Source organism: Caballeronia sp. RCC_10 (genome assembly GCF_041360715.1).
Taxonomy (GTDB): domain Bacteria; phylum Pseudomonadota; class Gammaproteobacteria; order Burkholderiales; family Burkholderiaceae; genus Caballeronia; species Caballeronia grimmiae.
This window is the reverse complement of record NZ_JBFUPT010000003.1, coordinates 264,143-278,496: the sequence shown is the minus strand read 5'-3', so window position 1 is coordinate 278,496 and position 14,354 is coordinate 264,143. Positions and strand designations below refer to the sequence as shown.

Below are 14,354 nucleotides of genomic sequence, written 5' to 3'. Positions count from 1 at the left end.
ATTCCAATGAGATAAACAAAATCTTGGGAAAAGGGCTTGAGCATCACGCGGCGCTTTGCTATAGTTTCACCTCTTCGTTGGCCCGGTAGCTCAGTTGGTAGAGCAGCGGATTGAAAATCCGCGTGTCGATGGTTCGATTCCGTCCCAGGCCACCAGAATGCAAGAAGCCCGAGAGTTCATCGCTCTCGGGCTTTTTCATTTGCAGGTGCCTAAATTTAGCTGGCTGGCTGGCCGGTCGCGAGTGCATTGGCATCACGCGTCCGCAGCTCGGCGAACAATGTGCCGCCATGCTAAAATTCGCGCCGAATTAAGGACTTGCCTCGTCCTCGGACCGCAAGTCCTTTTCTTTTCGATGCTCCGAATGGCGCTCGAACGCCGCGCGAACGGGCGGCGAATCTTCCGCCGATCCGCTTATCGGAGTCATAAAGGGCGCGCGCGCTCGACAGAAGCCCGCCGGCCTATACTGGATTCTCACATTGCGGATGCCGGCCGTGCCGCCCGCGCGACGCGCCAGGCTCATCTCATACACGGAGTTTTCACGGTGACTCGGATAGACGCGAAGGACAGCGCCCTCGTGCTGTTTTCCGGTGGCCAGGATTCGGCCACGTGCCTCGCTTGGGCGCTCGAACGCTATCGGACCGTCGAGACGCTCGGCTTCGATTACGGCCAGCGGCATCGCGTCGAACTGGAGTGCCGCAGCGGATTCCGCGAAGAGGTCGTGAGCAAGTTTCCGCATTGGGCCGGCCGTCTGGGCGAGGACCACATGATCGACTTGTCCGTGCTCGGCGCGATCAGCGATACCGCGATGACCCGCGAGATCGAGATTCAGTCGACTGCGAACGGCTTGCCGAATACCTTCGTGCCGGGGCGCAATCTGCTGTTCGTGACGATCGCGGCTGCGGTCGCATATCGGCGCGGGCTGAAGGTGCTCGTCGGCGGCATGTGCGAGACGGATTTTTCCGGCTATCCCGATTGCCGCGACGACACCATGAAAGCGCTGCAAGTCGCGCTGAACCTCGGCATGGAAACGCGCTATGCGCTCGAAACGCCGCTCATGTGGCTCGATAAAGCCGATACATGGCGTCTCGCGGAAACGCTGGGCGGCGCGACGCTCGTCGAACTGATCCGCGTCGAAACGCATACCTGCTATGTCGGCGAGCGCGCCGAACTGCACGAATGGGGCTACGGCTGCGGCCAGTGCCCGGCATGCAAACTGCGCAAGCGTGGATACGAGGCGTATCGTGCGGGCGAGCAAGTCACCACCGAACCGGTTTAAGCAGTCATGACGTACGCAGTAAAGGAAATCTTCTACACGCTGCAGGGCGAAGGCGCCAATGCCGGACGCCCCGCTGTGTTCTGCCGCTTCGCCGGCTGCAACCTGTGGTCGGGACGCGAGGAAGACCGCGCGGATGCGGTCTGCCGCTTCTGCGATACGGATTTCGTCGGCACCGATGGCGAGAACGGCGGCAAATACCGGACGCCGGCGGAACTCGTCGCGATGATCGCATCGCTTTGGCCCGAAGGTCAGGCGCACAAGTTCGTCGTCTGCACGGGCGGCGAGCCGATGCTGCAAATCGACCAGCCATTCGTGGACGCGCTGCACGAAGCCGGCTTCGAAATGGCGATCGAAACGAACGGTTCGATGCCGGTGCTCGACAGCATCGACTGGATTTGCGTGAGCCCGAAGGCGGACGCGCCGCTCGTCGTCACGAAGGGCAACGAGTTGAAAGTGGTGGTGCCGCAGGACAACCAGCGCCTTGCCGAGTACGAAAAGCTCGACTTCGAGTATTTCCTCGTGCAGCCGATGGACGGCCCGTCCCGCGACATCAACACGAAGCTCGCGGTCGACTGGTGCAAGCGGCATCCGAAATGGCGCCTGTCGATGCAGACGCACAAATATCTGAATATCCCCTGATAGACGATCGAGCCGACGTGCAGACGATTACCCGAAAACTCGAATTCGATGCGGGCCACCGCATCCCCGACCACCGCAGCCAGTGCCGCAACCTCCATGGGCATCGTTACGTGCTCGAGATCACGTTGCAAGGCGACCTCGTCGATGTCGAAGGCGCGCCCGATCGCGGCATGGTGATGGACTTCGCCGACGTGAAGTCGCTGGCGATGGAGCACCTCGTCAACAAGTGGGATCACGCGTTCATCGTCTATGAAGGCGACGCGAAAGTGCGCGAATTCCTGCAGTCTCTGGCGGATCACAAGACCGTTGTCTTCGACCGCATTCCCACCGTCGAAAACATGGCGGCCGTGGCGTTCCGCATTCTGGCCGATGTGTACGACGCGCATTACGGCGTCAATCTGAAGCTCAAGCGCCTGCGCCTCTACGAGACGCCTAATTGCTGGGCCGACGTCGAACGCGAGTAAGCACGCGAACACGGTATGATCGCGCGGTGAGTCGCCCACGCAGGCGACCGCATCCTCCTGCATCCGGCCCACGCCGGTCGACAATAAATGGAGCGCGAGCATGCCGTCATCCTTCCAGTCGTTCCTCGCATCGCGCGCACGCGCCTCACACGGAGCCGCGCGATGAGCACCTTCACCAATCCCCTCAAGCAGCGCCTCGGCGAACCCGGTCCGCTGTTCGGCCTGTGGCTGTCGCTTTGCAGCGCCGATGCCGCCGAAGCGCTCGCGCACGCGGGCTTCGACTGGCTGTGCATCGACATGGAGCATTCGCCGAACGATAGCCGCGATGTCGTCGAGCAGCTTCGCGCGATCGCGGCGGCGCATCTGCCGACGGAGCCGATCGTGCGCGTGCCGTTCGCCGAAGGCTGGCTCGTCAAGCGCGTGCTCGATGCAGGCGCGCGCACGCTGATGTTCCCGAACGTGCAATCGGCCGACGATGCCGCGCGCGTTGTGCGGCTCACGCAATATCCGACCGAGGCGCAGCTCGACGGTCTGCGCGGCGTCGCGGGCGCGGTGCGCGCGGCGGCATACGGTATGCGGCGCGACTACGTGGCCGGCGCGAACGCGCAAGTGGCGACGATTGTGCAGATCGAATCGGTGGCGGCGCTCGAAGCCGTCGATGAGATTGCCGCGACGCCGGGCGTCGATTGCCTGTTCATCGGCCCGGCGGATCTGGCCGCGAGTCTCGGCCATCTCGGCGACGCGAAGCATCCGGACGTGCACGCGGCCATCGAACGAATCGCGGATGCGGCGAAACGCGCCGGTATCGCCAGCGGCATTTTCGCGCTCGATGTGGCGAGCGCGCGGCAATACGCGCAGGCGGGCATCAAGCTCGTGTCGATCGCAGCGGATGTCATGTGGCTGCTGAAGGCGACACGGCAGGCGTTGCAGGAGGCAAGAGCATGAAGCGCGCATGGCGTGGCGGCGTGGCGGCGGCATCGGCGGCGCTGTGTCTGGTATGCGGCGGCGCGCACGCGCAGGGCGCGCCGAAGGCGACGGACCTCGCAACGCAGAACGCTGTCGCGGACTACAACGCGGGGAATTTCGTCGCCGCGCGCTCGGAGTTTCGTCGCGCGGCGGAGAAGGGCAGCCGCCTCGCGGAATTCAATTACGCGATGATGCTGCTCAATGGGGAAGGCGGCCCCGCCGATGTCGACGAAGGCAAGAAGTGGCTGCGTCGCGCGGCGGACGCCAACATGACGCACGCGCAATACGTCTACGGCAAGATGTACGACGACGGCGAGTTCGTCGAGAAGGATCCGGCTGAGGCGCACCGATGGTTCCTCCGCGCCGCGAGCCAGGGACACGTGCAGGCGGAACTCGCGCTGGCGAATCAGTTTCTCGATGGACGCGGCACCGCACGAGATAACACGCAGGCGTTCGCCTGGTACAAGAAAGCCGCGCAGGGCGGCGACATGACGGCGCAGTACGTCGCGGGCTCGTTCTACGAGCGCGGCGGCGACGGCGTCGAACGCAATCTCAATGTCGCGCGTGCGTACTACGCGGCGGCGGCCGCTCAGGGCGATCCGGCGGCCAAGCTGAAGTATCAGCAACTGAGCGCGGAGCTGGAGCGGCAGAAGCCGCAGTAAGCGGCTTTCGAGCGGCTCGGATCAGCTCTGCATCAAGCGCTTCTGTCGCGCGACACTCATGATGAGCCCAACTGCAACGCCGAGCGTGGTCAGCGCGGTGCCGCCATAACTCATGAACGGCAGCGGCACACCGACGACCGGCAAAATCCCGCTCACCATGCCGATATTGACGAACGCGTACGTGAAGAATGCGAGCGTGAGCGATCCGGCCAATAATCGACCGAAAAAGGTTGCGCCGTTCGCCGCGATGAACAGGCCGCGTGCAATCAGCGCCATATAGAGAAAGAGCAGCACGAGCCCGCCCGCAAGCCCAAACTCCTCCGAGAACACGGCGAAGATAAAGTCCGTATGCTTTTCGGGAATGAATTCGAGGTGCGCTTGCGTGCCCTTCAGCCAGCCCTTGCCGAGCGTGCCGCCGGACCCGATGGCGATCACCGCCTGAATCGTGTGGAAGCCTTTGCCGAGCGGATCGGACGTCGGATCGAGCAGCGTGCAGACGCGATGCTTCTGATAATCGTGCAGCATCGGCCAGTTGACTTCCGGCTGGCAGATGCGGTCCTGAAACACCGCGATGCTCGCCACCACGATCACCGCCGCCGCGAGCACCGGCACGATCAGCTTGAAACTCAGCCCCGCGAAGTAAATGACGAACACGCCCGCCGCGAACACGAGCACCGCGGTGCCGAGGTCCGGCTGCTTCGCGATGAGGGCGACGGGCAGCATCAGAATCACAAAGCCGACGATGTAGTCCCACCAGCGAATGTTGCCCTCGCGCCGCTGGTAGTACCACGCGAGCATCAGCGGCATTGCGATTTTCATGATCTCGGAAGGCTGAATCACGACGCCGACGTTGAGCCAGCGTTTCGCGCCCTTGCGCGTCAGCCCGAACGCTGCGACGGCCACCAGCAGCGCCACGCCGACGGTGTAAAGCGGCACGGCGAAGCGCATCAGCGTGGGCGGCGGGATATTCGCGAGCACCCACATCAGGCCGAACGTCAGCATGATGTTGCGCAGCTGGTCTTCCACGCGTCCCGGCATGTCGAGACTCGCGCTGTACAGCGTGACGATACCGACGCATAGCAGCAGAAAAACGATCAGCGCAAGCGGACGATCGAAGCCCGCGAACGTGCGCTTCGCACGCTCGATCCACGCGTGCTTGTCGAATTGCATATGCAGTTGCATGCCGATTTCCTTTATTCGTCGATGCCGCCGGTCGGCACGAAAGTGCGCACGCCGTCGTTTCCGGGACTGCGCGCCATCGTCGGTGCGGGGTCGGCCGGTGCGTTCTTCTGTCCGCGCTTGCGAGCGGGCGCAGGCGTCGCCGACGACGCAGGCAGCGCAGCCGATGGCGCCGACGCCGCTTTGGGCTTCGCGGCGGACGGCGAAGACGCCGCAATCGCCGGAGCGGAAGCCGCCTTGGCGACGGCTGGATTAGACGCCGCCGAAGGCGAAAACGCCGGCGACTGGTTCGCGACTGATGCCGGCAACGCGGCCGCAGCCGGCGGTTGCGTGCCGCCGATCACGGGCAGTCCCGCATCTTCCGTCGCGGACGCGGCGGCGGCCACGGCGGCCGCTTCGGCGCCTGGCTTCATTCGGTCGATCAAATAATAGTCAAGCACCTTGCGCGCGATCGGGCCGGCCGATTCCGCGCCCCAGCCGCCGTTTTCGACGATCAGCGCGAGCGCGATCTTCGGCTGCTCGGCGGGTGCAAACGCGATGAACAGCGCGTGGTCGCGCAGGTGTTCGGCGGTCGCGTGGCCCCTGTAGTTCGCCCCTTGCAGAGAGTAAACCTGCGCAGTGCCGGTCTTGCCCGCCGCCAGATAAGGCGCGCCGGCGAACACCTTGGCCGCGGTGCCGTTGGTGATCACGCCTTCCATCGCGCGCTTGATGAAATCGACGTCTTGCTGGCGCACCGGAATCTTGTCGCTCGGATCGCGCACTACCGTCCGCTCCGCCTTGGTCAGGGGATTTTCGATATCGCGCACCAGGTGCGGTTTCATCACGATGCCGTTGTTTGCGAGCGTCGACGTGGCGTGCGCGAGTTGCAGGATCGTGAACGAGTTATAGCCCTGACCGATGCCGAGGCTGATCGTTTCGCCTTCGTACCAGCGCTGCTGCTCCGGCTTCTTGTACGCCTTGCGCTTCCATTCCGTCGACGGCAGGATGCCGCGCGCCTCGCCCGCGATATCGATGCCGGTAATCTGCCCGAAGCCCCACGGTTTCATGAAGCCGGCCATTGCGTTCACGCCGAGATCGCGCGCCAGCATGTAGAAGTACGTGTCGTTCGACACGACGATCGCGCGGTTCATGTCGACCCAGCCCTGGCCCGAACGCACGTCGTTGCGGAACGTGTGCCCGCCGAACGTGAAGTAGCCTGGATCCTGGAATCCCCAGCCCGGCGTGCGCTTGTGGAGGGTGAGCGCCGCGAGCGCCATGAACGGCTTATAGGTGGAGCCCGGCGGATACGTGCCGTGCAACGGACGGTTCAACAGCGGATGATCCGGCGAATTGTTGAGCGCGTCCCACGTCTGCTGGTCGATGCCATCGACGAAGGAATTCGGATCGAAGCTCGGCGCGGAGACGAACGCGAGGACGTCGCCGGTCGATGGCTCGATCGCGACGAGCGCGCCGCGCTTGCCCGCGAACGCCTGCTCGGCCACCTGCTGCAAACCGATATCGAGCGACAGCACGAGGTTGTTGCCCGGCGTCGCCTGCGTGCGCGACATCGTTCGCACCGGGCGCCCGCCCGCCGTGACTTCCACTTCCTCGAAACCGGTCAGGCCGTGCAGCTCCGTCTCGTAACTTTGCTCGACGCCGATCTTGCCGACGTAATCCGTGCCCTTGTAGTTGTTCGCGTCCAGACGCGGATCGTAGTGATCCGAGGCGGCGTCGTTGGCGTCGCTGGCGTCGTCGATGCGTTCCTGGTCGCGTTGAGAAATGCGGCCGATGTAGCCGATCACGTGCGCCGCCGTCGTCCCGAGCGGATATTGGCGGAACAGGCGCGCGCGAACTTCGACGCCCGGAAAGCGGAAGCGTTGCGCCGTGAAACGGGCGACTTCCTCGTCGGTCAGGCGCGTGCGGATCGGCAGGCTCTCGAAATTCTTCGAGTCTTCGAGCAGCTTCTTGAAACGCCGGCGGTCGCGCGAATCGACGGGAATGACTTGCGAGATATTGTCGATGACTTCATCGAGCGTGCCGTTGATCTTCGACGGCGTGATTTCGAGCGTGTACGCCGAATAGTTCTTCGCAAGCACGATGCCGTTGCGATCGGTGATGATGCCGCGGTTCGGCACGATCGGCGCAACGGAGATGCGGTTTTCGTTCGCCTGCAGCGAATATTTGCTGAAGTGCCAGACTTGCAGATAGAGAAAGCGCAGGCCGATCAGCCCGAAGCAGACGAACACGAATAGCCCCGCCGCCGCGACGCGCAGGCGGAACTTCGACAACTGTTGCTCGGTGTTCTTGATTTCGGTCATGCAGGTTTCGCGAAGTTTTCGCGATGTATCGCGATTCAAGTGTAGTCCGCGCGCGGGCGTTCATGCGCCGCTCGACGCGCGGTGACGCTCAGATGGGGCGCGTGTCGTCGGGATCGGCTGCACGCCGTTGCGGCATCAGCAGCAGGAAACTCGCGATCGGCCAGAGCAGCGCTTCGACGAATCCGTTGATCAGATAGCTCCAGCCGGGAAACGCGGCGCCCGTCATCAGGCGGATCACGAACGGCACGAGATGCGCGCCGACGAGCAGCGGCGCGACGACGAGCATCTGCACGGGCAGCGACATCCACAACACGCGCCGGTGAATGGTGATCGCGCCGTAGGAGAGCAGCGTGTACGCCAGCGCATGCTCGCCGAGGAGGTTCGCGCTGTGAACGTCCATCAGGATGCCGAGCAGAAACGCGATGCCCATTCCGACCTTGCGCGGCTGCTGGACGTTCCAGAACAGCAGCACGAGCGCGACGAAGTCAGGCACGCCGACGAGCCGGCCCCAGGGCACCAGATTCAGCAGGAACGCCGCAGCGAGGCTGAACGTGATGAAGTACGGATTGACCGGCTGAAGGATGTATTGCGGGCGATTCATCGCGCGGCTCCCGATGAAGCGGGCTTCGGCGCGTGCGCCTTTCTGGTGCGTTGTGGCGCCGCAGCACCGGATGCGGGCTTGGGTGCAGCGGGTTTCGCTGCGGGCGATGCAGCCGGCGCCGCAGCGGACGCGCCGCTTGCCGCCGCCGCTGCCGCCGATGAAGCGGCCACCGCCGCCGATGCGCCGCTCGCCCCTGCGGCCGCAGCCGCCTTGGGCGCGGACTTCTTTTTGCCCTTGTTTTCCTTTGCTTCCTTTGCGGCCGCCGCAGCTTCGACTTCCACCGGATTCGGGGGCACGTTCAGGTTGTAGTGCAGAACGAGCAACTCGCGCGCGCCGCGCACCGCGGCGACCGGCACGCATACGACGCGTGCGAATGCCGTATCCGCCTGCTTGTCGACGCGCAGCACCTTGGCGACCGCGAGCCCCGGCGGATAGACGCCGTCGAGTCCGCTCGTCACGAGTTGATCGCCGACTTGCACGTCCGCGCTGATCGGCACGAAACGCAGATCGAGCGTGTCGCCCTTCGGCGTGCCATAGATGACGCTGCGCAAACCCGTGCGCGCAATCTGCACGGGGACGGCCTGGTCCTTGTCGGTGAGAAGCGAGACCTCGGATTGCAGCGGAAAGACGCGCGTGACCTGGCCGATGACGCCTTCTTCATCGACGACCGGAGCGCCGTCCTGAATGCCATGCTGCGAACCCTTGCCGATCACGACCTTCTGCGTGAAAGGATCGCGGGTGTCGTATTGAATTTCGGCGGGCGTGGTTTGCGTCGTCGCGCGGCCCTGCAGGTTCAGGAGCGCTCGCAGATGCGCGTTTTCGATCGTCAATTGCGACGCATCCCCGGCCTTCACGGACAGTTCGAGATTCTTGTCAGCGAGCTTGCGGTTTTCGCTGCGCAGGCTTGCGCTGGTCACGGCGAGATCGGCCGCGCCCATGAAGATGTCCCGTGGCACGAGCGCCGCTCGCTGCAACGGGTAGAGGCCGGCGCCTAACATCCCGCGCACGATCTCGAGCGTACTGAAGCGGGCATCCGACACGAGCAGTGCAATGGCCAGCACCACGAAAAAGATCAGGCGCGCGAGCGCGGAAGGGCCTTGCTTGAACAGTGGCGGCGGACTGTATTCCATGGTCGGCGCCGAGGGCGTGAGCGGGGTGGATCGATGCTGCAGGCTTTGTCGCTGGTAGCGGGACCTGCCCTGCGCTATTTCGACAACGGCCCGGGCGGATGCCGGGCCGTGCGCGCGTTGCGTTACGCGGATGTTGTGAGTGTCGTCTCAGCGTCGCGTTGATTCAAGGACGCCGAAGACAAAAGGTCACTCGTAGGAGAAGATGCTGCCCAGCTTGTCCATGCGCTCCAACGCCATGCCCGAGCCGCGCACGACGCAAGTCAGCGGATCTTCGGCGACGAGCACCGGCAGGCCGGTTTCTTCCGCGAGCAAGCGGTCGAGGTCACGCAGCAGTGCGCCGCCGCCGGTCAGCATCATGCCGCGTTCCGCGATGTCCGCGCCAAGTTCCGGAGGCGTCTGTTCCAGCGCGATCTTCACCGACGACACGATCTGGTTCAGCGGATCGGTCAGCGCTTCGAGGATTTCGTTGCTTGAAATGGTGAAGCTGCGCGGAATGCCTTCGGACAGGTTGCGGCCCTTGACTTCCATTTCCTTCACTTCGGAGCCGGGGAACGCGGAGCCGATTTCCTTCTTGATGGCTTCGGCCGTTTGCTCGCCGATCAGCATGCCGTAGTTGCGGCGGATGTAGTTGACGATGGCTTCGTCGAACTTGTCGCCGCCGACGCGCACCGAACCCTTGTACACGATGCCGCCCAGCGAGATGACGCCGACTTCGGTCGTGCCGCCGCCGATGTCGACGACCATCGAGCCCGTTGCTTCCGAAACCGGCAGGCCCGCGCCGATTGCAGCGGCCATCGGCTCTTCGATCAGATAGACCTGCGATGCCCCCGCGCCGTGTGCCGCTTCCTTGATGGCGCGGCGCTCGACCTGAGTGGAACCGCACGGCACGCAGATGATGATGCGCGGCGACGGCGAGAACATGCGCGATTCATGTGCAGTCTTGATGAACTGCTTGATCATCTGCTCCGTGACGGTGAAGTCGGCGATGACGCCGTCTTTCATCGGGCGGATGGCTTCGATGTTGCCCGGCACCTTGCCGAGCATCTGCTTTGCTTCCTTGCCGACAGCCTGAATGGTCTTCTTGCCGTTCGGGCCGCCTTCCTGGCGGATGGAGACGACTGACGGCTCGTCGAGGACGATGCCTTTGCCGCGCATGTAAATCAGCGTGTTGGCGGTACCAAGGTCAATCGCCAAGTCGTTGGAAAAATAGCTGCGCAAAAAGCCGAACATTCAAAAATCCTGTCTCGCTGGGTAGCCGTGCCTCGCTAGGAGCGCCGGGGACGGCAGCGGAAAAAATAACGGTTTGCCGGGACGGCGATAAGGCCCGCCGTGAGGACAAATCCGAGCAGAAATCTACCGCGGAATTGAACGTGTCACGCAAACGTTTCTCGCAAAGCATTGCCGCAAGGAGAAAGCCGCTGACAGGTCGATCCGGATGTGAGTCGAACGTGTAATGATACCTTATAATTTGGGGGTTTCTATAGGAAAAGGACGGCACTTTTTGCCATCCTTGGCCCCGTTTTGATGGCTTTCCGCCCGGACTGTAACTGTCTGTTGCAGCGAACGTTTTCGGCGTGTGAGTTGTTCATGTTTTTCTCCGGTGATCTCATGTCTTTGACCCTGACCGACGTAAAACGCATCGCGCATCTGGCGCGGCTCGAATTGCCCGACGACGAGGCCGAACCGACGCTTGCGCGGCTCAACAACTTCTTCGGGCTCGTCGAACAAATGCAGGCTGTGGATACCGCCGGCATCGAGCCGCTCGCGCATCCTATCGACGCGATCGAGGAAGTCGCGCTGCGACTGCGCGACGACGCAGTCTCAGAGCCGGTCGAGCGCGAAGAGTTCCAGCGTTCCGCGCCCGCGGTGCAGGACGGGCTGTATCTGGTGCCGAAGGTGATCGAATAAGCATCGCTGGAACGCGCGTCGAACATCGATATTGCGCGCGGCTCGACGCCGCCGCGCTCATCAGGGAACTGCAATGCATCAGAAAAGCTTGACCGAACTGCGCGCCGCGCTCGACTCGAAGGAAATCTCCGCCGTCGAGCTGGCCCAGTCGTATCTGCAACGCATCGAGGCCGCGAAGGATCTCAACGCGTTTATCGGCGTCGATCGCGAACTCACGCTCGAACAGGCGCGTGCCGCCGACGCGCTCATTGCGCAGGGGAGCGCGGGTGCGCTGACCGGCCTGCCGATCGCGCATAAGGACGTGTTCGTCACGCGCGGCTGGACGTCCACGGCCGGGTCCCACATGCTGGAGAACTACGCGAGCCCGTTCGACGCGACCGTCGTCGATCGACTGAAGCGCGCCGGCATGGTGTGCCTCGGCAAGACCAATATGGACGAATTCGCGATGGGTTCGTCCAACGAGAATTCATACTTTGGCGCGGTAAAAAATCCGTGGGATGCGAGCGCGGTGCCAGGCGGCTCGTCAGGGGGATCGGCGGCGGCGGTGGCTGCGCGTCTCGCGCCCGCCGCGACCGGCACGGACACGGGCGGCTCGATCCGCCAGCCCGCGTCGTTCACCGGCATCACCGGCATCAAGCCGACGTACGGCCGCGTGTCCCGCTACGGGATGATCGCATTCGCGTCGTCTCTGGATCAGGGCGGTCCGATGGCGCAAAGCGCCGCCGACTGCGCGGTCCTGCTCAACGCGATGGCCGGCTTCGACGAGCGCGACTCGACCAGCCTGCAACGCGAGAACGAAGACTACACGCGCTATCTGGGCAAGAACTGGAGCGATGACGCCGCGAAGCCGCTCGCCGGCCTGCGCATCGGGCTGCCGAAGGAATACTTCGGCGCGGGCCTCGCCGACGACGTGCGCGCCAGCATCGAAGCCGCGCTGAAAGCCTACGAAACGCTCGGCGCGACGCTCGTCGAAGTATCGTTGCCGAAGACCGAGCTTTCGATCCCGGTGTACTACGTTATCGCGCCGGCAGAGGCATCGTCGAATCTGTCGCGCTTCGACGGCGTGCGCTACGGGCATCGCGCCGCGCACTACACCGATCTGCTGGACATGTACAAGAAGTCGCGCGCCGAAGGCTTCGGGCCGGAAGTGAAGCGCCGGATTCTCGTCGGCACCTACGTGCTCTCGCATGGCTACTACGACGCTTACTATCTGCAGGCGCAGAAAATTCGCCGCATCATCGCGCGCGACTTTCAGGAAGCGTTCAGGCAGTGCGACGTCATCATGGGACCGGTCGCGCCATCGGTCGCGTGGAACCTCGGCGAGAAGACCGATGATCCCGTGCAAATGTATCTCGCCGACATCTACACGCTGTCGGTCAGCCTCGCCGGTCTGCCTGGCATGAGCGTGCCGTGCGGCTTCGGCGCGGGCGCGAACGGGAATCGCCCGGTCGGCTTGCAGATTATCGGCAACTATTTCAACGAAGCCCGGATGCTCCAGGTCGCCGACGCGTTCCAGCGCGCGACCGACTGGCACCGCAAGGCACCATCGGCATCGGGAGTGTGAACATGCAGTGGGAAGTCGTCATCGGTCTGGAAACGCACGCGCAGTTGTCCACCGTCTCCAAGATTTTTTCCGGCGCACCGACGCAGTTCGGCGCGGCGCCCAACACGCAGGCATGCCCCGTCGATCTCGCGTTGCCCGGCGTCCTGCCCGTGATGAACCGTGGCGCGGTCGAGCGTGCCATCCGTTTCGGCCTTGCGATCGGCGCGCACATCGCGCCGCGCAGCATCTTTGCGCGCAAGAACTACTTCTATCCTGATCTGCCGAAGGGCTATCAGATCAGCCAGTACGAGATTCCGGTCGTGCAGGGCGGTCAGATCACGATTCAGGTTCCGGCGAACGAGAAGGCCGGCAAGGAAGCGTACGAGAAGACCGTCAACCTGACGCGCGCGCACCTCGAAGAGGACGCCGGGAAGTCACTGCACGAAGACTTCGCGGGGATGACGGGCATCGACTTGAATCGCGCGGGCACGCCGCTGCTCGAGATCGTCACCGAGCCGGAAATGCGCAGCGCGGCCGAAGCGGTCGCGTATGCAAAGGCGCTGCATGGGCTGGTCGTGTGGCTCGGCATCTGTGACGGCAACATGCAGGAAGGCTCGTTCCGCTGCGATGCGAACGTGTCGGTGCGCCCGGTCGGCCAGAAGGAGTTCGGCACGCGCGCCGAAATCAAGAACCTGAACTCGTTCCGCTTTCTCGAAGAGGCGATTCAGTACGAAGTGCGCCGCCAGATCGAGTTGATCGAAGATGGCGGCACCGTCGTGCAGGAAACGCGTCTGTACGATCCGGACAAGCGCGAAACCCGTTCGATGCGCAGCAAGGAAGACGCGCACGATTACCGCTATTTTCCCGATCCCGATCTGATGCCGCTCGTCATCGATTCGGCGTGGATCGACAGCGTGAAGGGCGATATGCCCGAACTGCCCGCCGACATGCAGAAGCGTTTCGTCGAAACGTATGGCCTGACGCCGTACGACGCGGGCGTGCTCACCTCATCGAAGGCGATGGCGGCTTACTTCGAGGCCGTGGTCGCGCGGGCGGGTGCGAATCAGGCGAAGATCGCGGCGAACTGGCTGATGGGCGATGTCTCCGCTCAACTGAACCGCGAATCGCTCGATATCAGCGAGTCGCCGGTGTCGGCTGCGCAACTGGCGTTGATCCTGCAGCGTATCGCGGACGGCACCATCTCGAACAAGATCGCGAAGGACATCTTCCAGTCGATCTGGGAAGAGAAGGCGACGGACGAGGGCGCGGCGGACCGGATCATCGAGGCAAAGGGGCTGAAGCAGATTTCCGATACGGGCGCGCTCGAGGCGATCATCGACGAAGTGCTCGCCGCGAATCAGAAATCCGTGGATGAGTTCCGCGCAGGCAAGGAGAAGGCGTTCAACGCGCTGATCGGGCAAGCGATGAAGGCGACCAAGGGCAAGGCGAATCCGCAGCAGGTCAACGAGCTTTTGAAGAAGAAGTTGTCGTGAGCGTGTGAGGGAGCGGTTTTGGCGGCACGCTGGAGGTGAGGTTGGCGCAGCGCTTGGGCCCTGAAGGGCCGGGCGCTGCTGTCGGTATCGCAAGGGTTCAGTGATGATTAATCGGTCATCCTTAGCGATATTGACACTTGTTGACGCGACCTCTGCGCCTAATACTGCCGCTCGATACACCAATCGTCGAGTTCGA

13 protein-coding genes and 1 tRNA gene are annotated in these 14,354 nt (G+C 63.5%); 9 read left to right on the top strand and 5 right to left on the bottom strand.

What is annotated here, in order from left to right; translation table 11 throughout:
* The first annotated feature begins 79 nt into the window (after nucleotides 1-79).
* From AB6804_RS08930 to AB6804_RS08905, 6 genes are all read left to right on the top strand, one after another.
* Nucleotides 80-155, top strand: a tRNA-Phe gene (locus AB6804_RS08930).
* Nucleotides 156-541: 386 nt separating this feature from the next.
* Nucleotides 542-1,276, top strand: coding sequence for a 7-cyano-7-deazaguanine synthase QueC (gene queC / locus AB6804_RS08925; RefSeq protein WP_370886148.1), 735 nt, complete (start codon nucleotides 542-544; stop codon nucleotides 1,274-1,276).
* Between the two features lie 6 nt (nucleotides 1,277-1,282).
* Entirely contained in the window at nucleotides 1,283-1,915 is a 633-nt protein-coding gene (gene queE, locus AB6804_RS08920) for a 7-carboxy-7-deazaguanine synthase (protein WP_370886147.1), read from the top strand.
* A gap of 17 nt (nucleotides 1,916-1,932) precedes the next feature.
* The gene (gene queD, locus AB6804_RS08915; protein ID WP_309763617.1) at nucleotides 1,933-2,379 is read left to right on the top strand and encodes a 6-carboxytetrahydropterin synthase QueD; all 447 of its coding nucleotides are present in this window, start codon (nucleotides 1,933-1,935) and stop codon (nucleotides 2,377-2,379) included.
* A 162-nt stretch (nucleotides 2,380-2,541) separates the two neighbouring features.
* The gene (locus tag AB6804_RS08910) at nucleotides 2,542-3,324 is read left to right on the top strand and encodes an HpcH/HpaI aldolase/citrate lyase family protein (RefSeq protein ID WP_370886146.1); all 783 of its coding nucleotides are present in this window, start codon (nucleotides 2,542-2,544) and stop codon (nucleotides 3,322-3,324) included.
* Entirely contained in the window at nucleotides 3,321-4,007 is a 687-nt protein-coding gene (locus AB6804_RS08905) for a tetratricopeptide repeat protein (RefSeq protein WP_370886145.1), read from the top strand. Before AB6804_RS08910 ends, AB6804_RS08905 begins: the two co-directional genes overlap by 4 nt.
* 21 nt (nucleotides 4,008-4,028) lie before the next feature.
* On the opposite strand, the gene rodA is transcribed toward AB6804_RS08905, so the two are convergent.
* The 5 genes from rodA to AB6804_RS08880 all read right to left on the bottom strand — a co-directional run bounded on the left by rodA (nucleotide 4,029) and on the right by AB6804_RS08880 (nucleotide 10,444).
* Nucleotides 4,029-5,177: a rod shape-determining protein RodA gene (gene rodA / locus AB6804_RS08900; protein WP_370886273.1), complete on the bottom strand. Its 1,149-nt coding sequence runs from the start codon at nucleotides 5,175-5,177 to the stop codon at nucleotides 4,029-4,031.
* A 23-nt stretch (nucleotides 5,178-5,200) separates the two neighbouring features.
* Nucleotides 5,201-7,483, bottom strand: coding sequence for a penicillin-binding protein 2 (mrdA, locus tag AB6804_RS08895; protein WP_370886144.1), 2,283 nt, complete (start codon nucleotides 7,481-7,483; stop codon nucleotides 5,201-5,203).
* Between the two features lie 88 nt (nucleotides 7,484-7,571).
* Nucleotides 7,572-8,084 (bottom strand): rod shape-determining protein MreD, encoded by a 513-nt coding sequence (gene mreD, locus AB6804_RS08890; RefSeq protein ID WP_035968586.1) that lies wholly within the window; start codon nucleotides 8,082-8,084, stop codon nucleotides 7,572-7,574.
* Nucleotides 8,081-9,214 carry a rod shape-determining protein MreC gene (gene mreC, locus AB6804_RS08885; protein ID WP_370886143.1) on the bottom strand — a complete coding sequence of 378 codons (1,134 nt, stop codon included), beginning with the start codon at nucleotides 9,212-9,214 and terminating at the stop codon, nucleotides 8,081-8,083. Before mreC ends, mreD begins: the two co-directional genes overlap by 4 nt.
* A gap of 186 nt (nucleotides 9,215-9,400) precedes the next feature.
* Entirely contained in the window at nucleotides 9,401-10,444 is a 1,044-nt protein-coding gene (locus AB6804_RS08880) for a rod shape-determining protein (protein ID WP_004189550.1), read from the bottom strand.
* Nucleotides 10,445-10,822: 378 nt separating this feature from the next.
* On the opposite strand from AB6804_RS08880, the gene gatC reads away from it, so the two are divergent.
* The 3 genes from gatC to gatB all read left to right on the top strand — a co-directional run bounded on the left by gatC (nucleotide 10,823) and on the right by gatB (nucleotide 14,158).
* Nucleotides 10,823-11,122 (top strand): Asp-tRNA(Asn)/Glu-tRNA(Gln) amidotransferase subunit GatC, encoded by a 300-nt coding sequence (gene gatC / locus AB6804_RS08875; RefSeq protein WP_370886142.1) that lies wholly within the window; start codon nucleotides 10,823-10,825, stop codon nucleotides 11,120-11,122.
* Nucleotides 11,123-11,195: 73 nt separating this feature from the next.
* On the top strand, nucleotides 11,196-12,686 hold the full coding sequence (gene gatA / locus AB6804_RS08870) for an Asp-tRNA(Asn)/Glu-tRNA(Gln) amidotransferase subunit GatA (protein WP_370886141.1): 1,491 nt from the start codon (nucleotides 11,196-11,198) through the stop codon (nucleotides 12,684-12,686).
* A 2-nt stretch (nucleotides 12,687-12,688) separates the two neighbouring features.
* A complete protein-coding gene (gene gatB / locus AB6804_RS08865; RefSeq protein WP_370886140.1) occupies nucleotides 12,689-14,158 on the top strand; it encodes an Asp-tRNA(Asn)/Glu-tRNA(Gln) amidotransferase subunit GatB in 1,470 nt (489 codons plus the stop codon).
* Nucleotides 14,159-14,354: the final 196 nt, after the last annotated feature.